Raw genomic sequence first — 19,125 nt, forward strand, 5'->3', positions numbered from 1 at the left:
TTTCTTATCCTTCAATGCTCAGCGCTTCGTTCACGAGCGCCTCTTGTTGGGCTTTGTGTTGGCTGGCCAGACCCGTCGCGGGCGAGGCCGAGGTGGCACGGCCCACATAGCTGGGCCGGGTATGCTTGGCGCCGATCCGGGTCAGGACCCATTCGATGTTGGGTTCGATGAAGCTCCAGGCGCCCTGGTTCTTGGGCTCTTCCTGGCACCAGACCATCTCGGCCTGTTTGAACCGCTCAAGCTCGTTGATGAGCGAATGGGCCGGGAACGGATAGTATTGCTCGATCCGCAGCAGATAGATGTCGTCGATCCCGCGCGCGTCGCGCTCCTCGAGCAGGTCGTAGTAGACCTTGCCCGAACACATCACCACGCGCTTGATCTTGTCGTCGGGCACCAGTTGCGTGTCCGAATTGCCCTTTTGCGCGTCGTCCCACAGCACCCGGTGGAAGCTGGACCCGGTGGTGAAGTCCTCGGCATTGCTGATCGCCAGCTTGTGGCGCAGCAGCGATTTGGGCGTCATCAGGATCAGCGGCTTGCGGAAGGTGCGGTGCAGCTGACGGCGCAGGATGTGGAAATAGTTCGCGGGCGTGGTGCAGTTGGCCACGATCCAGTTGTCCTGGCCGCACATCTGCAGGAACCGCTCCAGTCGCGCCGACGAGTGCTCGGGGCCTTGCCCCTCGAACCCGTGCGGCAGCAGGCAGACAAGGCCGGACATGCGCAGCCATTTGCTTTCGCCCGAGCTGATGAACTGGTCGAACATGATCTGCGCGCCATTGGCGAAATCGCCGAACTGGGCCTCCCACAGAACCAGCGCGTTGGGCTCGGCCAGCGAATAGCCGTATTCGAAGCCCAGAACCGCGTATTCCGACAGCATCGAGTCGATTACCTCGTACTGGGCCTGTCCGGAGCGGATGTGGTTCAGGGGATAGTAGCGCTCTTCGGTTTCCTGGTTGATAAAGCCCGAATGGCGCTGGCTGAAGGTGCCGCGGGTAGCGTCCTGCCCCGACAGGCGCACCGGGTAGCCCTCGGTCAGCAGCGACCCGAAGGCCAGCGCCTCGCCGGTGGCCCAGTCAAAGCCCTGACCGGTTTCGAACATCTGCTTCTTGTGTTCCAGCAGGCGGCCCACCGTCTTGTGCAGGGCAAAGCCTTCGGGCACCTTCACCAGCGCCTTGCCGACCTCGGCCAGGGTGTCGGGCGAAATCGCGGTTTCGCCGCGGACATATTCTTCCTTGTTCTTGTCCAGATGCGACCAGCGCCCGTCCAGCCAGTCGGCCTTGTTGGGCTTGTATTCCTTGGCGGCCTCGAACTCGTCGTTCAGATGCGCCTGGAACGCGGCCTTCATGTCCTCGATCTCGCCCTCGGGGATCAGACCGTCCTTGACCAGCCGCTCGGTGTACAGCGACAGCGTGGTCTTGTGGGTCTTGATCTTCTTGTACATGATCGGGTTGGTGAACATGGGCTCGTCGCCCTCGTTGTGACCGAACCGGCGATAGCAGAACATGTCGATGACCACGTCCTTGTGGAACTTCTGCCGGAACTCGGTCGCCACCTTGGCGGCATGCACTACCGCCTCGGGGTCGTCGCCGTTGACGTGGAAGATCGGGGCCTCGACCATCAGCGCGATGTCGGTCGGATAGGGGCTCGAACGCGAGAAATGCGGCGCGGTGGTAAAGCCGATCTGGTTGTTCACCACGATATGCATGGTGCCGCCGGTGCGGTGGCCGCGCAGACCCGACAGGCCAAAGCCCTCGGCCACCACGCCCTGACCGGCAAAGGCCGCGTCTCCGTGCAGCAGAACGCCCATGACCTGGGTGCGCTCGGTGTCGCCGTGCTGGTCCTGCTTGGCGCGGACCTTGCCCAGAACAACCGGGTTTACCGCCTCCAGGTGCGAGGGGTTCGCCGTCAGCGACAGGTGCACGGTGTTGCCGTCGAACTCGCGGTCGCTCGAGGCGCCCAGGTGGTATTTCACGTCGCCCGAGCCGTCCACGTCCTCGGGCTTGAAGCTGCCGCCCTGGAATTCGTTGAAGATGGCGCGGTAAGGCTTGCCCATCACGTTGGCCAGGATGTTCAGACGGCCGCGGTGCGGCATGCCGATGACGATTTCCTTCAGACCCAGCGCGCCACCGCGCTTGATGATCTGCTCCATCGCCGGGATCAGCGCCTCGCCCCCGTCCAGGCCGAACCGCTTGGTGCCCATGTATTTCACGTGCAGGAACTTCTCGAAGCCTTCGGCCTCGACCATCTTGTTCAGGATCGCCTTGCGGCCTTCCTTGGTAAAGGCGATTTCCTTGCCGTAACCCTCGATCCGTTCCTTCAGCCAGGCGGCCTGTTCCGGGTCGGAAATATGCATGTACTGCAGTGCGAAGGTGCCGCAATAGGTGCGCTTCACGATCTCGACGATCTGGCGCATGCTGGCGACCTGCAGACCCAGCACGTTGTCGATGAAGATCGGCCGGTCCATGTCGGCGTCTGTGAAGCCATAGGTCTTGGGGTCCAGCTCGGGGTGGGGCTCGGTCGAGCGCATGCCGAGCGGGTCGAGATCGGCAACCAGGTGCCCGCGGATGCGGTAGGCCCGGATGAGCATCAGGGCGCGGATCGAGTCCAGCACTGCGCGCTTGACCTGCTCGTCGCTGACCTCGACGCCCGCCTTGGCGGCCTTTTCCTTGATCTTGTCGCCGGCCGCCTTGGCATCGGTCTCGGCCCATTCGCCGGTCAGGGCGCCGGTCAGGTCATCATTGGGCATCGGCGGCCAGTCGGGGCGCGCCCAGGAGGGGCCCTGCGCCTCTTTCTGGACGTCGGGTGCTGCGTCTCCCATCTGCCGGAAGAACTCGGCCCAGGCCGCGTCGATGGCGCCGGGGTCCTTGGTGTACTGGGCGTAAAGCTGCTCCAGATACTCGGCATTGTGCCCCTGCATGAAGCTCGAGGCATGGAAGGCGGAATTGGGCGAGTGTTCGGTCATTGGGCTACCTCATATGGGTTGGGACCGTATTTGTTGGTGCCCGGCTGGCTGGGGCGGGACAGCCACCACAGCACCAGCAGGGGCGACACGAAAAGAACCAGCAGCGTCGGGATCACGATCAGCAGCGTGGCGCGGGTAAACAGGATGTCGAGGTTTCCGCCATGCTGGAAGCTCGAGGCGAGGCCGATGCCAAAGACCAGAACGGCCGCAGCCCCAAGGATCAGAAGGACCGGTAGCAGGGCATAAAGCCCACTGCGCCCGGTATCGTGCATCCGCCGCCAGGCCACGGCCAGATGCGGGAAAAACACGATCAGGCCGACAATCGTCTGAACCGGCTGGCTGGATACCGCGGTGACCGAGGTTCCGGCCTCGGTCTGGATGGTCGTAACCTGGGTGAAGAACTGCCAGTCGATGACCGCGGCGATCGCGTTCCAGATCACGATGAACAGCAAAAAATACCAATACTCGGGGCGAGAGGCCCGCCCCGAGAAGGTGAAATACTTGGAGAAACACGTTCTGACGGCTTCGGTGAAGGTCATGTGTTTCGCTCCGCTGGGGCCGGCCCGCAAGTCGGGCCGGCAGGTTACTTGCCGATCGCTTCCAGCACGGCCTCGCCCAGCTTGGCGGGGCTTTCGGCCACGACGATGCCGGCGCTGCGCATGGCTTCGATCTTGTCTTCGGCACCGCCCTTGCCGCCGGCGACGATGGCGCCCGCGTGACCCATGCGGCGGCCCGGAGGCGCCGTGCGGCCAGCGATGAACCCGGCGACCGGCTTCTTGCGGCCTTTCTTGGCCTCATCCGCCAGGAACTGCGCGGCTTCTTCCTCGGCCGAGCCGCCGATCTCGCCGATCATGATGATCGACTCGGTCTCGTCATCGGCCAAGAACCACTCCAGCACGTCGATATGCTCGGTGCCCTTGATCGGGTCGCCGCCGATGCCCACGCAGGTGGACTGGCCCAGACCCACATCGGTGGTCTGCTTGACCGCCTCGTAGGTCAGCGTGCCGGAACGCGACACGACGCCGACCGAGCCACGCTTGTGGATGTGGCCGGGCATGATGCCGATCTTGCAGGCGTCGGGCGTAATGACACCGGGGCAGTTCGGGCCGATCAGGCGCGATTTGCTGCCTTCCAGCGCGCGCTTCACCTTCATCATGTCCAGCACCGGAATGCCTTCGGTGATGCAGACGATCACTTCCATCTCGGCGTCGATCGCCTCGAGGATCGAATCCGCGGCAAAGGGCGGCGGCACGTAGATCACGGTGGCGTTGGCCTCGGTCTGGTGCTTGGCCTCGTGGACCGAGTTGAACACGGGCAGGCCCAGATGGGTCATGCCGCCTTTGCCCGGCGTCACACCGCCGACCATCTTGGTGCCATAGGCGATGGCCTGTTCAGAGTGGAACGTGCCCTGCGAGCCGGTAAAGCCCTGACAGATCACTTTGGTATTTTCGTCGATGAGGACTGCCATTTGGCGTTCTCCTGTTTTCGGCGGGGTCCGACCCGCCAGCATTCATCGGAATGGCGGGCCGTGACCCGCACTGCGTTAACGGGTTCAGCCCTTGACCGCCTTCACGATCTTCTGCGCGGCGTCGTCCAGGTTGTCTGCGGCGATCACGTCCAGGCCAGAGGTGTTGATGATCTCTTTGCCCTTCTCGACATTGGTGCCTTCCAGACGCACCACCAGCGGAACCTTCAGGCCCACTTCTTTCACCGCGGCGACGACGCCTTCGGCGATGACGTCGCAGCGCATGATGCCGCCGAAGATGTTGACCAGGATGCCTTTGACATTCGGGTCGCTGGTGATGATCTTGAACGCCTCGGTCACTTTCTCTTTGGTGGCGCCGCCGCCCACGTCCAGGAAGTTGGCCGGCTCGGCTCCGTAAAGCTTGATGATGTCCATCGTGGCCATGGCCAGGCCCGCGCCGTTGACCATGCAGCCGATCTCGCCATCCAGCGCGATGTAGTTCAGGTCGTATTTGCTGGCTTCCAACTCCTTGGGGTCTTCCTCGGTGGTGTCGCGCAGTTCGGCGATGTCGGGATGGCGATAGATCGCGTTGCCGTCAAAGCTCAGCTTGGCGTCCAGCACCTTGAGGTCGCCGCCCTCGGCCACGATCAGCGGGTTGATTTCCAGCATCTCCATGTCCTTCTCGACGAAGGCTTTGTACAGGATGCCCATCAGGCGCACGCACTGCTTGACCTGCCCGCCTTCCAGACCCAGCGAGAAAGCGATGCGGCGGCCGTGGAACGGCTGATAGCCGGTGGCCGGGTCAACCGAGAAGGACAGGATTTTCTCGGGCGTCGCGGCGGCCACTTCCTCGATGTCCATGCCGCCTTCGGTCGAGCACACGAACGAGATGCGGCTGGTCTGGCGATCGACCAGCAGGGCTAGGTACAGCTCGCGCTCGATGCCCGATCCGGCCTCGATATACACGCGGTTGACCTGCTTACCTTCGGGGCCGGTCTGGTGCGTGACCAGCGTGCGGCCCAGCATCTTCTTGGCTTCTTCGGCGGCTTCCTCTACCGATTTGGTCAGACGCACGCCGCCCTTGTCGCCGGCGTCGGGTTCCTTGAAGTGACCCTTGCCGCGGCCCCCGGCATGGATCTGCGCCTTGACCACCCAAAGCGGGCCGTCCAGTTCACCGGCTGCGGTTTTCGCCTCTTCCGCACGCAGTACCGCGCGACCGTCCGAAACCGGCGCGCCATAGCTGCGAAGAAGGGCCTTGGCCTGATATTCGTGAATGTTCATCGAAACTGTCCCGTCTGACTACGATTGGATCGTTATAGGGGTGTCCAACGGGCAAAATTAAAGGGTTTTCTTACCGGAAGAAGGTTTTTGCCGAGGATTTTCCGTTTTTGTGATCACGGCATTTTGGGGTGTGATCACAAAAGATGAATTGGTTGATGTTGATTCGACCCGCCGAGAATCTGTCGCAAAAATACATTCAAGAGCCGCCTTCTAAGCCGTTTGCGCCAACAGTACTGGCTCGGATCGCGGTGGAGTATCGGGCCTCGCCGAATTCGAATGACTTGGCGCCGGCGCGCTTGGCCGCTAACCTGTCTGGACCTGTCTTGATCCGTCAAGATACTTGGGTCGAATAAGAAATGACTGAGCGGATGACGGTGACCACTCCTTCCCTTCCCGACACGATGACCATGATCTTCGATGGATCTGGCAATGCGCGGCTTCTGGATGCCGATGGCTTTCCCGCTTGGTCACCCCGCGGTCCGGAAGAGCAGTTTGCCTGGCAGCACTTGCGTCTTGAGGGAGAATGCACGGCTGCGCTGCTCCGCGCCGCCGGGCTGGATGAGTTCGTAATAGATGCGCTGATGGCCGGCGAAACACGGCCCCGCTGCACCGTGCATGGCGGAGGCGTCATCCTGAACCTGCGGGGCGTGAACCTGCTGGAGGGGCAGCCGCCCGAGGACATGATCTCGGTCAGACTTTGGCTGACGGAAACAAAAATCATCGGTGTCTGGCGCCGCCCACTGGATGCGGTTGCGGACATGCTGGCGGCAATCGATCGTGGGCAGGCACCGCGATCGCCGGGTGACTTCGTCGCGCGGTTGGCCTTGCGGCTGGCCGACCGGGCCGAGCCCGCCATCACCGATCTGAACGAACGCGTGGATGACCTCGAGGAGTTGCTGTTGGAGCCGGATGCCGAAATTTCCCGGGCCGAACTCGCGGCGATCCGCAGGTCATCCATCGTTCTGCGGCGATACCTGGTGCCACAGCGCGATGCGTTGACGACGCTCGAGATCGAAGATTTGCCCTGGCTGCAGCCCTATGACCGGTCGAGATTGCGCGAAGCCTCGGAGCGCATCTACCGCATTGGCGAAGATCTGGCGGCCGTGCGCGAACGGGTTCAGATCATTCTCGACCAGCTGATGGATGAACGTGCCGAACGCATGAACAACCGTATGCTGGTATTGTCAGTTGTCAGCGCCGTATTTCTGCCCCTGGGTCTGGTGGCTGGCGTGCTGGGGATCAACGTCGGCGGTATCCCCGGGGCCCAAGACCCGAACGCATTCTGGGTTGTTTGTTTGCTGCTGGTGGCCCTGGGAGGGGTGCTGTTGCTGGTGGCGCGATGGCTTGGGATGTTTCGCTGACCGTCCTGTCAATCGAAACGCCCCGTCGGTGGGCACCAGCGGGGCGACGATCGATTGTTTGACGAGGCCACCGGAGCCCCGGTGACCCGAGCCGGGTGTTACGCCAGCGAGCTGTCGATGCCTTTGCAGGCCTCAACCAGACCCTTCACGGCGTTGACCGACTTGTCGAACATGTCCTGTTCTTCCGCGTTCAACTGGATGTTCACGATCCGCTCGATGCCGCCGGCGCCGATTACGGTAGGCACGCCTACATACATGCCCTTAACGCCCAACTCGCCATCGCAATAGGCCGCGCAGGGCAGAACGCGCTTTTGGTCTTTCAGATAGGCTTCGGCCATTTCGATCGCCGAGGTGGCGGGCGCGTAATAGGCCGAGCCGGTCTTCAGCAGGCCGACGATCTCGGCGCCGCCGTCACGGGTGCGCTGGACGATGGCGTCCAGCTTCTCCTGCGTGGTCCAGCCCATCTTGACCAAGTCGGGCAGCGGGATGCCGGCAACGGTCGAATAGCGCACCGAAGGCACCATCGTGTCGCCATGGCCGCCCAGAACAAAGGCGGTGACGTCCTTCATCGACACGTCGAATTCTTCGGCCAGGAAGTGGCGGAAGCGGGCCGAGTCCAGCACGCCGGCCATGCCGCAGACCTTGTTGTGGGGCAGGCCCGAGAATTCGCGCAGCGCCCAGACCATCGCGTCCAGCGGGTTGGTGATGCAGATGACGAAGGCGTCGGGGGCGTGGGCGGCGATGCCTTCACCGACCGACTTCATCACCTTCAGGTTGATGCCCAGCAGGTCGTCACGGCTCATGCCCGGCTTACGCGGCACGCCGGCGGTAACGATGCAGACGTCTGCGCCTGCGATGTCCTCATAGGACTGGGTGCCCTTCAGCTTGGCGTCAAAGCCCTCGGACGGGCCGGATTCGGCGATGTCCAGCGCCTTGCCTTCCGGGATGCCCTCGGCGATGTCGAACAGAACGACATCCCCCAGTTCCTTCATTGCTGCGAGGTGGGCAAGCGTGCCCCCGATCTGACCTGCGCCGATCAGCGCGATCTTGGGTCTGGCCATTTGGATTGTCTCCGGTCGGTTTTGAAATCGCGGTTGTGCTAGTCGCTAAAACGCCGTTGCGCAAGGGTTCTGCGGCGCGGCATGCGACCGCATACCGTTTGCCTGCCCCGGGCCGGTTGCGCTAAACCACCCGCAGGACAAGCCGTTTCGAGGCCGCCGCATGGTCGAATTGAACCTGATGTTTTTTGCCGTGGCGATCCCGGCCGTGATCTTTGCAGGCATTTCCAAGGGCGGCTTCGGCTCGGGCGTGGCCTTTGCGTCGTCGTCGATTCTGGCGTTGATCCTTGATCCGGGGCAGGCGCTGGCGCTGATGTTGCCGATCCTGATGGTGATCGACCTGGCCACCCTGCGCCCCTACTGGAAACGGTGGAACTGGCCCGACGCGCGCCTGCTGATGCTGGGCGCGGTGCCGGGCGTGGCGCTGGGCGCGCTGCTGTACCGGGCGACCGATGAAGACCTGCTGCGCCTGCTGATCGGGGGCATTTCGGTGGGCTTCGTTGTCTGGCATGTGGCGCAGACCCGCGGCTGGGTGCGCGGCTTCGCCAACCGCCTGCCGCCTCCGGCCGGGCTGTTCGCGGGGCTGGTCGCCGGCTTCACAAGCTTCGTCAGCCACGCCGGCGGCCCGCCCGCCGCCGTCTATCTGCTGTCACAGCGCCTGACGAAGACCGAGTTCCAGGCCACCACCGTGCTGGTCTTCTGGGTCATCAACATCGCCAAGTTCGTCCCCTATGCCTATCTGGGCATGTTCACCCTGCAGACCGCCTGGGCCGACCTGCTGCTGACCCCTTTCGCCATCCTCGGCGCCTGGCTGGGCGTGCGCGCCCATTGGATGATGTCCGAGCGGGTCTTCTTCGGCATCGCCTATGTTCTGTTGACCCTGACCGGCTCGAAACTGATCTGGGACGCGCTGACCTGAACGTCAGGCATTGGGCGGCAACGCTTCGGCCAGAACCTCATAGGCCTCGCCTGCCGCGATCAGGCAGGTCATGCCATCCGGCAAGGTCACGGTGATCGTCCAGGTGCCGGTTTCGTCCGAGGCAAAGACCTCCATCACCGCCCCCTGCTGCACCATGCCGATGCCGCGTCGGGTCTCACCATAGGTCTCGGCCAGCCGACGCAGCGCATCGGCCCGCGGCGCACAGTTCGGCGTCTGCGCCTGCAACTGCTGCGCGGCCAGCGCCATGATGCCCAGACCCATCGTCATCTTTAGAAACGTCATTTTCATCGTCAGCCCCTTCTGCCTGTTGCCCGAGAAAGGCTGGCCCAACCATGCCGAAATCCGGTTAAGGCGACGCGCGTTGCGGGGGGCGTCGCGTCACATGCTGCAATGCGGCGATTTTGCGCTTGAAGTTTCCGGCAAAAAATGCCCCATTCTGCGCAACTTTATTTCAACGAGAGGTTCCCATGGACCCGCGCCAGCGCCCCTACCGATCCGTTCTCTACATTCCAGGCTCCAAGGAACGGGCGCTCGACAAGGCGCGCTCGCTGCCCGTCGATGCCATCATCTTTGACCTTGAAGACGCCGTTGCCGCCGATGAAAAGGACAATGCCCGTGAAACGCTCAAGGCCGCGCTGGCGTCGGGCGGCTATGACCCGCGCGTCAAGATCGTGCGAATCAACGGTCTGGACACCCCTTGGGGCCGCGCCGATGCCGAGGCCGTGCGCGAGATGGATGCCGACGTGGTGCTGCTGCCCAAGGTCAACTCGGCCGCCGATGTCGATGCGCTGGCCGCAATCACCGGCGACCTGCCGATCTGGGCGATGATGGAAACCCCGCGCGGCATGCTGAACGCGGCCGAGATCGCAGCTCACCCGCTGATGGCGGGCTTTGTTATGGGGACGAACGATCTGGCCAAAGAGCTTCAGACCCGCTTCCGCCCCGACCGCCTGCCGCTGATGACCTCGCTGGGCCTGTGCCTGCTGGCCGCCAAGGCCGAGGGGCTGGTGATCGTCGATGGCGTCTACAACGCCTTCAAGGACAACGAGGGGCTGGCCGTCGAATGCGCGCAGGGCCGCGACATGGGTTTCGACGGCAAGACCCTGATCCATCCCGCGCAGGTCGAGGCCGCCAACACCGCCTTCGCCCCCTCCGAAGCCGAGATCGACCTGGCCCGCCGTCAGATCGCCGCTTTCGAAGCGGTCGAGGCCAAGGGGCAGGGCGTTGCCGTGGTCGATGGCAAGATCGTGGAAAATCTGCACGTTGTAACTGCCCGCGAAATTCTGGCAAAAGCAGAGGCGATATCAGCTTTGCAAGCGGGGTAAGCCAGCATGGGCTTCGTTCTTCTCATTCTCGGTGTGGCGCTTTGGTGGGCCGCACATCTGTTCAAGCGCCTGATGCCCGCCCGCCGCGCGGCCATGGGCGATTCCGGCAAGGGGGCCGTTGCCGGTGCGCTGGTCGTGTCGATCCTGCTGATGATTTTCGGCTATCGCTTGACCGATTTCATCCATGTCTGGGCACCGCCCAGTTTCATGATCCACATCAACAACCTGCTGGTGCTGATCGCGATCTGGATGATGAGCCCGGCCGGAACCAAGGGCCGACTGCTGAACAAGGTGCGTCATCCGATGTTGGGCGGGTTCAAGCTCTGGGCCTTTGCGCATCTGCTGGTCAATGGTGATCTGGCGTCGATCATCCTGTTCGGCGGCCTGTTGGCATGGGCGGTGGTCGAAGTGATCGTCATCAACAAGTCCGAGCCCGACTGGACCCCGGGCGAGCCGGGAACGCTGGGCAAGGATGCGATGTTCTTCGTGGCCTCGATCGTGCTGCTGGGCGTCATCGGCTACATTCACGGGCTGGTCGGCCCGTCTCCGTTCCCGGGCTAGGCGGGTGATCTGATGGCGAAACTTTATCGACTGCTGACCGAAGAGGACACCTCGGCCTTCTGCCACAAGGTGTCCGAGGCGCTGGCCAAAGGGTGGGAGCTGCACGGCTCTCCGGCCTATGCCTTCGATCCGTCCACCAACAAGATGCGCTGTGCGCAGGCCGTGACCAAGCAGGTCGCGGCCGATTATTCCCCTGACATGAAACTGGGACAGCAGTAATGGCAAAAACCAATCCGGGCCGCTTTTTCGAGGATTACGCCATCGGGCAGGTGCTGCACCATGCGGTGCCCCGCACCGTGACGGTGGGTGAGCGCGCGCTCTATCATGCGCTCTATCCCGCCCGCCACGCGCTCTATTCCTCGGACGAGTTCGCCCGGAGTTGTGGCCTGCCGCAAAGCCCGATCGACGATCTGGCGGCGTTCCATGTGGTGTTCGGCAAGACGGTTCCGGATGTGTCGCTGAACGCGGTCGCGAACCTGGGCTATGCCGAGGGGCGTTGGCTGCAGCCGGTCTATCCCGGAGACACCCTGCGGTCGGAATCCGAGGTCATCGGGCTGAAACAGAACTCGAACGGCAAGACCGGCGTGGTCTGGGTGCGCACGCGCGGGCTGAACCAGCGCGACGAGGTGGTGATCGAATATGTGCGCTGGGTGATGGTGCGGAAATCGAACCTTGACGCGCCTGCCCCGGAAACCGTGGTGCCGGACCTTAAAAAGGCGCTGGAGCCCGGTGACCTCATGGTGCCGAACGGGCTGGATTTCAGCAAATATGACTTTGCTCTGGCAGGTGAACCGCACCGCTGGGGTGACTACCAGATCGGCGAAACCATCGACCATGTCGATGGCGTGACCGTGGAAGAGGCCGAGCACATGCTGGCCACCCGCTTGTGGCAGAACACCGCCAAAGTGCATTTCGACCTGACTTTCCGGCCCGATGGGCGGCTGATCTATGGCGGCCATGTGATCTCGATGGCGCGCGCCTTGTCCTTCAACGGGCTGGCCAATGCGCAGATGATCGTCGGCCTGAACGGCGGTGCCCATGCCAATCCCTGTTTCGCCGGAGACACCATCAAGGCGTGGTCCGAGGTGTTGGACAAGGCCGAAACCGGCGTGCCGGGTGTGGGTGCCATCCGCCTGCGACTGGTGGCGACCAAGGGCGGCGAGCCCTTTGCCTTGCGCGGCCAGGATGGAAAGTACAGCCCCGACGTGCTGCTGGATCTGGACTATTGGGCGCTGATGCCGATCTGAGCGGGCTGACCCCCACAGTCTTGTGATTCCGACCGGGCCGAACCGTGCTAGGTTCGGCTCATGTCTTTTCTGCGTATCCTTGCTGCTGCGCTCTGCCTTGGCCGTCCGGCGTCGGCCTGCGATCTGGCGCTGGCTTTGGCCGTGGATGTTTCCGGCTCGGTCGACAGTTCGGAATACCGCATCCAGATGGATGGCCTGGCGGCCGGGTTGCGCGACCCGGCCGTGTCCGAGGCGCTGGTGCGCGGCCAGGCCCGGCTGATGCTGGTGCAATGGACCGGCGCGTCGCGCCAGCGCATCACCATCCCCTGGACCCGCATCGACGGGTTCGCCGCGGTGGACGCATTTGCGGAACAGGTGGCGACCGATCCCCGCGTGTGGCGCAACTTCTCGACCGCGATCGGCGAGGCGTTGGAAATGACCGTGAACAGTTTTCTGGACGTACCCGACTGCAAGCGCCGCCTGATCGACATTTCGGGCGACGGGGTGTCGAACGAAGGCATTGAGCCGACCGAGATACACGACCTGCTGCGCCGTCAGGGGATCACCGTGAACGCCATCGCCATCGAGGAAAGCGAGCCCGATCTGACCGCCTATTTCTATGAAAACGTCATCGTGGGCGAAGGTGCCTTCGTGGTCTCGGCTGCGGGTTTTGAAGACTATCCAGAACGTATCCGCAAGAAACTGCTGCGCGAAGTCACCCGCCAGACGGCCAGGGTCAAGTGACGGAAAAAGATTCGTGATCACATCGCTTGCGGCCTGAAAACGCTAACATTGACGGGTGGCGATGAGATTTGTGATCACGGGAATATTTTGCGTGATCACAAAAAACGGCCAATAGGGTCATTTGCGCGCAATTTGCTCTTTTTTGCACCTGCGGCGCGTGACAGAGATGTAAAAAGCAGTAAAACCTTCGGTAGCCAACCCAAAAAGGAGCCGCCATGGCCGATGTCAATCGGGGGAACCGCCCGCTTTCGCCGCATCTGTCGATCTATCGTCCACAGTTGACCTCTGTCACCTCGATCCTCACGCGGATCACCGGCAACGCCATGTTGGTGGCGGCGCTGCTGATCGTGTGGTGGTTCCTGGCCGCGGCCACCTCGCCCGAGGCCTATGCAACCGCCAATGCCGTGATTACGTCGTTGCTGGGCGACTTGGTGATGGCTTTGTCGCTGTGGGGGCTGTGGTACCACACCCTGGCCGGCATCCGCCACCTGATCTGGGACAACGCCGTCGGGCTGGACCTGCCCACTGCCTACAAGCTGGGTTGGGCGGTCGTGATCGGATCGGTCGTTCTGACCCTCGTCACCCTGTTGATCGTTGCATAACCGGAGGCCTGACATGCGTTACCTTACCGACCGCAAGCGTGCCCTTGGCCTGGGCTCGGCCAAATCCGGCACCCAGCATTTCTGGGCGATGAAGGTCAGCTCGGTTGCCTTGCTGATCCTCGTGCCGCTGTTCGTCTTTACCTTCGGGCCGACCTTGGGCCAGCCTTATGACGTGATGCTGGACTACTATTCGCGCCCGTTCCCGGCCATCGTTGCGGCGCTGACGCTGGCCGTTGGCTTCAAGCACTTCGCCAATGGCGCGCAGGTGATGATCGAGGACTATGTGCACGGCACGCTTGAAAAGGTTCTGATCATCCTCGTGACCTGTCTGTCCTATGGCGCGGCCGCCGCTGGCATCTTTGCCATCGCCCGCATCGCCCTCTAACACCCCGGAGCTGAAAGAAATGGCTGCATACGAATACGAAACGCACGAATATGACGTGGTTGTCGTCGGCGCCGGTGGGGCCGGGCTGCGGGCCACGCTGGGCATGGCCGAGCAGGGGCTGCGCACGGCCTGCGTGACCAAGGTTTTTCCGACGCGCTCGCACACCGTCGCGGCACAGGGCGGCATCGCGGCGTCGCTGTCGAACATGGGCCCCGACCACTGGCAGTGGCACATGTATGACACCGTCAAGGGCTCGGACTGGCTGGGTGACACCGACGCGATGGAATACCTGGCGCGCGAGGCGCCCAAGGCGGTGTATGAGCTGGAGCACTATGGCGTGCCCTTCAGCCGGACCGAGGAAGGCAAGATCTATCAGCGCCCCTTCGGTGGCCACACCACTGAATTCGGGGAGGGCCCGCCGGTGCAGCGCACCTGTGCCGCCGCCGACCGGACCGGTCACGCGATCCTGCACACGTTGTACGGACAGTCGTTGAAGAACAACGCGGAATTCTACATCGAGTATTTTGCGATCGACCTGATCATGTCCGAGGACGGTCAGTGCCAGGGCGTCGTCTGCTGGAAGCTGGACGACGGTACCATGCATGTCTTCAACGCCAAGATGGTCGTGCTGGCTACGGGCGGTTACGGCCGCGCCTATTTCAGCGCGACCTCGGCCCATACCTGCACCGGCGATGGTGGTGGCATGGTGGCCCGCGCGGGTCTGCCGCTGCAGGACATGGAATTCGTGCAGTTCCACCCGACCGGCATCTATGGCTCGGGCTGTCTGATCACTGAAGGCGCGCGCGGCGAGGGTGGATATCTGACCAACTCGGAAGGCGAACGGTTCATGGAGCGCTATGCGCCCCACTACAAGGACCTGGCGCCGCGTGACTATGTCAGCCGCTGCATGACGATGGAAATCCGCGAAGGGCGGGGTGTGGGCAAGAATGGTGATCACATCCACCTGAACCTGTCGCACCTGCCGGCCGAGGCTCTGGCTGAACGGTTGCCGGGGATCTCGGAGTCGGCCAAAATCTTTGCCGGCGTCGACGTGACCAAGGAGCCGATCCCGGTTCTGCCGACGGTGCACTACAACATGGGCGGCATTCCGACCAACTATTGGGGCGAGGTTCTGAACCCGACCGCCGACAACCCCACCGCCGTGGTGCCCGGCTTGATGGCCGTGGGCGAGGCCGGCTGCGCCTCGGTGCACGGTGCCAATCGACTGGGCTCGAATTCGTTGATCGACCTGGTGGTGTTCGGCCGGGCCGCCGCGATCCGCGCCGGCAAGGTGGTGGACCCCGAGGCGCCGAACCCTGTGCTGAACAAGGCGTCGGTCGACAAGGCCTTCGACCGGTTCGACGCGCTGCGCAACGCCAATGGCGCGACCCCGACCGCCGAATTGCGGCTGGAAATGCAGAAGACCATGCAGGAAGATGCAGCCGTGTTCCGCACCGCCGAGACGCTGGCGCAAGGCGTCGAGAAGATGACCGCGATCGCGGCAAAGCTGGACGACCTGAAGGTCACCGACCGCAGCCTGGTCTGGAACAGCGACCTGATGGAAACGCTGGAGCTGACCAACCTGATGCCCAACGCGCTGGCCACCATCGTTGGTGCCGAGGCGCGCAAGGAATCCCGCGGCGCCCACGCGCACGAGGACTTCCCCGAGCGCGACGATGAGAACTGGCGCGTGCACACCGTGGCGCGGGTCGAGGGCAACTCGGTCGAGTTGAGCTATCGCCCGGTCATCGTCGATCCGCTGACGCCCGAAGAACAGGGCGGCATCAGCCTTGAAAAGATCGCGCCCAAGGCGCGGACCTTCTAAGGAGAGGAACACATGGTACAACTGACCCTCCCCAAGAATTCGCGCATCACGACGGGCAAGACCTGGCCCAAGCCCGAAGGGGCGAGCAACGTGCGCAAGTTCCAGATCTATCGCTGGAACCCGGACGATGGCCAGAACCCGCGGGTCGACACCTATTTCGTCGACATGGACGATTGCGGCCCGATGGTCCTGGATGCGCTGATCTACATCAAGAACAAGATCGACCCGACGCTGACCTTCCGCCGGTCCTGCCGCGAGGGGATCTGCGGCTCCTGCGCGATGAACATCGACGGGATCAACACGCTGGCCTGCATCTACGGCATGGACGAGATCAAGGGCGACGTGAAGATCTATCCGCTGCCGCACATGCCGGTGGTCAAGGACCTGATCCCCGATCTGACGCATTTCTATGCGCAGCACGCCAGCATCATGCCGTGGCTGGAAACCAAGACCAACCGTCCCGCAAAAGAGTGGCGGCAGTCGATCGAGGACCGCAAGAAGCTGGACGGCCTTTATGAATGCGTGATGTGCGCCAGCTGCTCGACCTCGTGCCCCAGCTACTGGTGGAACGGCGACCGTTATCTTGGCCCCGCGGCGCTGCTGCATGCCTATCGCTGGATCATCGACAGCCGTGACGAGGCCACGGGCGAGCGTCTGGATCAGCTCGAGGATCCGTTCAAGCTGTATCGCTGCCACACGATCATGAACTGCGCCAAGACCTGCCCCAAAGGTCTGAACCCGGCCAAGGCGATTGCCGAGATCAAGAAGCTGATGGTCGAACGCACCGTTTGACCCCGAACCAAGACCGCACTTGCCGCATTGCGGCAAGTGCATGGCCCACATGTGAAATCATCGGATGTGCGTCGCCGCGGTCGGGCTTATGTTTGGCGCTGGGGAGGAGTGACGGATTGGAAACAGGATCACTCCGATGAAAACCGAAAACAGCACCGCCAAAACCGATACAACCGAAGCCCTGAAGTTGCTGGAGCAGGCTTGGGCCTATTATACACCCGCGCCGGCAAAACACGCCGAGGACAAGGAACCCGAACTGTTCGAATACGCCAACGCGGCCTGATGTGCGGCGGGGGTTGGGCTTGAACATCGGCACGATGTGAGCGAAGCAGGGGCATGCCTATTCTTCTGCTCCTGCTCGCCGCCGGTGTATTCGCCTATTTCTTTTGGCGATCGCGCACGTCGGCGCTGACGCGGGACTGTCGGTGGCGGCGACACCGGAAGGACGGGATCTGGAGCTGTGCATTCTGCGGTGCCGTGTCCCGTTCCGAGACGCAGCCGAACCAGTGCGAGCGAACCGGAACCTGACATTTCGGCGCCAGCGACTCCTTGGGGTTTCCCGCCGCCGCGATCTGCGTCACTGTGACGAAAACATGGACGGACGCAGCATGACGAACCCACCACCCGACGCCGCCGCCCGCCGGGCCATCGCTCCGGTGATCTGCTATCCCAATGACAGCCTGTCGGCGCCGGACATGCCGCTGCTTGGGGCGGCCCGGTCAACCGCGCGCAAAACGGGCGAGGTTTTGGTCCCGCCACGCGATGCGCGGTGTTTTGAGGTTCCGGCTGGGCATTTCTTTCGCATTACTTCGGTCGAGGGCCCACAGGTCGGTGACCTGAATCTTTGGAACCTGCACGACCTGTCCGAGCGTTTCTATTCGGGCAAGACCCGCGCGCTGCACGGAACCCATGTGACGACGGGCGAGCGGCTGTGGTCCAGCTTTCCCCATCTGCGCCCCATGGCGACGATCGTGGCCGACACGCTGGACTGGTACGGCATCGACGAATATGGCGGGTCGGTGCATGACTTGATCGGAACGCGCTGCGACCCCTACACCGGCAATCTGCTGTCGGGCACGCAGTATCACCAGTGTTGCCATTCCAACCTGACCCGGGCGCTGGCCGATCATCTGGGCCTTTCGCTGGCCGAGGCCGAGCCGGCCGTGCACGACGTGCTGAACGTGTTCATGTGCACCGGCTTCACCCGCGATACCGGGCAGTATTTCATGAAGGCGTCGCCGGTGCGTCCGGGCGACTATCTGGAGTTTTTCGCTGAAATCGATCTGCTGGGCGACCTCAGCGCATGCCCGGGCGGGGATTGCTCGGCCGAGCATTCATCGGACACCGCCGCCTGTCATCCGCTGCTTGTCGAAGTGTTTGCGCCTGCCGAAGGGACGTTGACCGGATGGCAAAGCCCGGCGCCCAATGGCTATGACCGCTCGCACGGGCGCTGAGGCCCGGGAATAGCCCCGGGCCGGTTGGCTTCAGGCGTTCGGGAAGGCGGCGTGCAGCGCAATTTCCACCATGTCGCCAAAGCTGCTCTGGCGCTCGGACGAGGGCAGGGCCTCGCCGGTCAGCAGGTGATCGGACACGGTCAGAACCGCCAGAGCGCGGCATTTGTGCCGTGCGGCCAGGATATACAGCTCGGCGGCCTCCATCTCGACACCCAGGATGCCGTGGCGCACCATCTGCTCGTTCAGGTCGGGGCGTTCGTCATAGAACACGTCCGACGAGTAGATACCGCCGACATGCATCGGGGTTCCTTTCGCCTCGGCCGCCTGCACGGCCGCCTGCAACAGCGACCAGTCGGCGCAGGGCGCGAAGTTGATCTCTTTCATGATGCCCCGAGACGGCGTGCTGAGCGTCGTTGACGTCATCGCAATGATCACATCGCGCAGTTTGACGTTTTCCTGCATGCCACCGCACGAGCCGATGCGGATCAGGGTTTTCGCGCCGTAGTCCCGGATCAGTTCATTGACGTAAATAGACAGCGAGGGCATTCCCATTCCGCTGCCTTGAATGGTGACCGGATTGCCTTTCCATTCGCCGGTGAATCCCAGCATTCCGCGCACATCGTTGATCTGGCGGACATTGCTCAGGAAAGTTTCCGCTGCCCATTTCGCGCGATAGGGGTCGCCGGGCAAAAGCACGGTTTCGGCAATTTCACCTTTTTCGGCGCCAATGTGAATTGTCATTTTGGTACAAAACCCTCATTCAGATTTCGAGATCGGTTATGTCTGCTCCGGCTTTCAGCGCTTCGTGTACCCATTTCGGTTTGCGCCCGCGCCCCGTCCAAGTTTGCGAAGGGTCAGCCGGATTCCGGTATTTTGCCTTGGCTTTGCCGCTCTTTCCAGATCTGGACGCCTTCACCGTCAGGTCCGACAGCGAGAACCCATAAGCCGCCGCGGCCTGTTCAGCCGCTTTCAGGGCTTCTTCGCGCTCGCGGGCCTCGGCATTCTCCAAGGCCGTGTCGATTTGGCCGCGCAATTCCAGAAGTTCCTGACGCGACATTTTTTCAAGATTGATCGCCATTTTCCCCGTACCTGTCAATTTCGGTTGCGAATTGTCCGCACACGGTAAGGAGAACTTTCTTTGTTTTCT

At 62.8% G+C, this 19,125-nt stretch carries 21 protein-coding genes; 13 read left to right on the top strand and 8 right to left on the bottom strand.

Annotated elements, in window-relative coordinates:
* Positions 1-4 precede the first annotated feature (4 nt).
* The 4 genes from AC2FMM_RS12515 to sucC all read right to left on the bottom strand — a co-directional run bounded on the left by AC2FMM_RS12515 (position 5) and on the right by sucC (position 5,705).
* The gene (locus tag AC2FMM_RS12515) at positions 5-2,959 is read right to left on the bottom strand and encodes a 2-oxoglutarate dehydrogenase E1 component (protein WP_496683233.1); all 2,955 of its coding nucleotides are present in this window, start codon (positions 2,957-2,959) and stop codon (positions 5-7) included.
* Complete coding sequence (locus AC2FMM_RS12520; RefSeq protein WP_496688058.1) at positions 2,956-3,498, bottom strand: DUF805 domain-containing protein; 543 nt, start codon at positions 3,496-3,498, stop codon at positions 2,956-2,958. The genes AC2FMM_RS12515 and AC2FMM_RS12520 overlap by 4 nt, the downstream gene beginning before the upstream one ends.
* A gap of 44 nt (positions 3,499-3,542) precedes the next feature.
* Positions 3,543-4,427 (bottom strand): succinate--CoA ligase subunit alpha, encoded by an 885-nt coding sequence (sucD, locus tag AC2FMM_RS12525; protein WP_496683228.1) that lies wholly within the window; start codon positions 4,425-4,427, stop codon positions 3,543-3,545.
* 84 nt (positions 4,428-4,511) lie between these two features.
* Positions 4,512-5,705, bottom strand: a complete 1,194-nt coding sequence (gene sucC, locus AC2FMM_RS12530; RefSeq protein WP_496688061.1) for an ADP-forming succinate--CoA ligase subunit beta — start codon at positions 5,703-5,705, stop codon at positions 4,512-4,514.
* A gap of 368 nt (positions 5,706-6,073) precedes the next feature.
* Here sucC and AC2FMM_RS12535 point away from each other — a divergent pair, with 368 nt between their 5' ends.
* Positions 6,074-7,066, top strand: a complete 993-nt coding sequence (locus AC2FMM_RS12535) for a zinc transporter ZntB (RefSeq protein ID WP_496796730.1) — start codon at positions 6,074-6,076, stop codon at positions 7,064-7,066.
* 98 nt (positions 7,067-7,164) lie between these two features.
* Here AC2FMM_RS12535 and mdh read toward each other — a convergent pair whose 3' ends face one another.
* Positions 7,165-8,127 carry a malate dehydrogenase gene (gene mdh, locus AC2FMM_RS12540; RefSeq protein WP_496683221.1) on the bottom strand — a complete coding sequence of 321 codons (963 nt, stop codon included), beginning with the start codon at positions 8,125-8,127 and terminating at the stop codon, positions 7,165-7,167.
* 160 nt (positions 8,128-8,287) lie between these two features.
* Here mdh and AC2FMM_RS12545 point away from each other — a divergent pair, with 160 nt between their 5' ends.
* Positions 8,288-9,043 carry a sulfite exporter TauE/SafE family protein gene (locus AC2FMM_RS12545; protein ID WP_496796731.1) on the top strand — a complete coding sequence of 252 codons (756 nt, stop codon included), beginning with the start codon at positions 8,288-8,290 and terminating at the stop codon, positions 9,041-9,043.
* Between the two features lie 3 nt (positions 9,044-9,046).
* Here AC2FMM_RS12545 and AC2FMM_RS12550 read toward each other — a convergent pair whose 3' ends face one another.
* Positions 9,047-9,352: a hypothetical protein gene (locus tag AC2FMM_RS12550; protein WP_496741588.1), complete on the bottom strand. Its 306-nt coding sequence runs from the start codon at positions 9,350-9,352 to the stop codon at positions 9,047-9,049.
* A 179-nt stretch (positions 9,353-9,531) separates the two neighbouring features.
* Here AC2FMM_RS12550 and AC2FMM_RS12555 point away from each other — a divergent pair, with 179 nt between their 5' ends.
* The 11 genes from AC2FMM_RS12555 (at position 9,532) to AC2FMM_RS12605 (ending at position 17,978) form a co-directional block, all read left to right on the top strand.
* Entirely contained in the window at positions 9,532-10,389 is an 858-nt protein-coding gene (locus tag AC2FMM_RS12555; protein ID WP_496796732.1) for an HpcH/HpaI aldolase/citrate lyase family protein, read from the top strand.
* 6 nt (positions 10,390-10,395) lie between these two features.
* The gene (locus tag AC2FMM_RS12560) at positions 10,396-10,950 is read left to right on the top strand and encodes an NnrU family protein (RefSeq protein WP_496796733.1); all 555 of its coding nucleotides are present in this window, start codon (positions 10,396-10,398) and stop codon (positions 10,948-10,950) included.
* Positions 10,951-10,962: 12 nt separating this feature from the next.
* On the top strand, positions 10,963-11,169 hold the full coding sequence (locus AC2FMM_RS12565; RefSeq protein WP_496683208.1) for a DUF1737 domain-containing protein: 207 nt from the start codon (positions 10,963-10,965) through the stop codon (positions 11,167-11,169).
* On the top strand, positions 11,169-12,197 hold the full coding sequence (locus tag AC2FMM_RS12570; protein ID WP_496796734.1) for a MaoC family dehydratase: 1,029 nt from the start codon (positions 11,169-11,171) through the stop codon (positions 12,195-12,197). Before AC2FMM_RS12565 ends, AC2FMM_RS12570 begins: the two co-directional genes overlap by 1 nt.
* Positions 12,198-12,257: 60 nt before the next feature.
* Positions 12,258-12,920, top strand: coding sequence for a DUF1194 domain-containing protein (locus AC2FMM_RS12575; protein WP_496711663.1), 663 nt, complete (start codon positions 12,258-12,260; stop codon positions 12,918-12,920).
* A 215-nt stretch (positions 12,921-13,135) separates the two neighbouring features.
* Positions 13,136-13,522 carry a succinate dehydrogenase, cytochrome b556 subunit gene (gene sdhC / locus AC2FMM_RS12580; RefSeq protein WP_149776949.1) on the top strand — a complete coding sequence of 129 codons (387 nt, stop codon included), beginning with the start codon at positions 13,136-13,138 and terminating at the stop codon, positions 13,520-13,522.
* Positions 13,523-13,535: 13 nt separating this feature from the next.
* Positions 13,536-13,907, top strand: a complete 372-nt coding sequence (gene sdhD, locus AC2FMM_RS12585) for a succinate dehydrogenase, hydrophobic membrane anchor protein (RefSeq protein WP_496796735.1) — start codon at positions 13,536-13,538, stop codon at positions 13,905-13,907.
* A gap of 19 nt (positions 13,908-13,926) precedes the next feature.
* A complete protein-coding gene (sdhA, locus tag AC2FMM_RS12590; protein WP_496683195.1) occupies positions 13,927-15,732 on the top strand; it encodes a succinate dehydrogenase flavoprotein subunit in 1,806 nt (601 codons plus the stop codon).
* A 12-nt stretch (positions 15,733-15,744) separates the two neighbouring features.
* Positions 15,745-16,524, top strand: a complete 780-nt coding sequence (locus AC2FMM_RS12595; protein ID WP_496683194.1) for a succinate dehydrogenase iron-sulfur subunit — start codon at positions 15,745-15,747, stop codon at positions 16,522-16,524.
* Positions 16,525-16,660: 136 nt separating this feature from the next.
* Positions 16,661-16,807 carry a hypothetical protein gene (locus tag AC2FMM_RS12600; protein ID WP_496796736.1) on the top strand — a complete coding sequence of 49 codons (147 nt, stop codon included), beginning with the start codon at positions 16,661-16,663 and terminating at the stop codon, positions 16,805-16,807.
* 325 nt (positions 16,808-17,132) lie between these two features.
* Positions 17,133-17,978 carry an urea carboxylase-associated family protein gene (locus tag AC2FMM_RS12605; protein ID WP_496796737.1) on the top strand — a complete coding sequence of 282 codons (846 nt, stop codon included), beginning with the start codon at positions 17,133-17,135 and terminating at the stop codon, positions 17,976-17,978.
* Positions 17,979-18,008: 30 nt separating this feature from the next.
* Here AC2FMM_RS12605 and deoD read toward each other — a convergent pair whose 3' ends face one another.
* Together deoD and AC2FMM_RS12615 are read right to left on the bottom strand one after the other, a co-directional pair.
* Positions 18,009-18,719 (bottom strand): purine-nucleoside phosphorylase, encoded by a 711-nt coding sequence (gene deoD / locus AC2FMM_RS12610; protein WP_496682136.1) that lies wholly within the window; start codon positions 18,717-18,719, stop codon positions 18,009-18,011.
* Between the two features lie 19 nt (positions 18,720-18,738).
* Positions 18,739-19,056: an H-NS histone family protein gene (locus tag AC2FMM_RS12615; RefSeq protein WP_496682133.1), complete on the bottom strand. Its 318-nt coding sequence runs from the start codon at positions 19,054-19,056 to the stop codon at positions 18,739-18,741.
* Positions 19,057-19,125: the final 69 nt, after the last annotated feature.

This window comes from Ruegeria sp. BHSC043 (assembly GCF_059612985.1).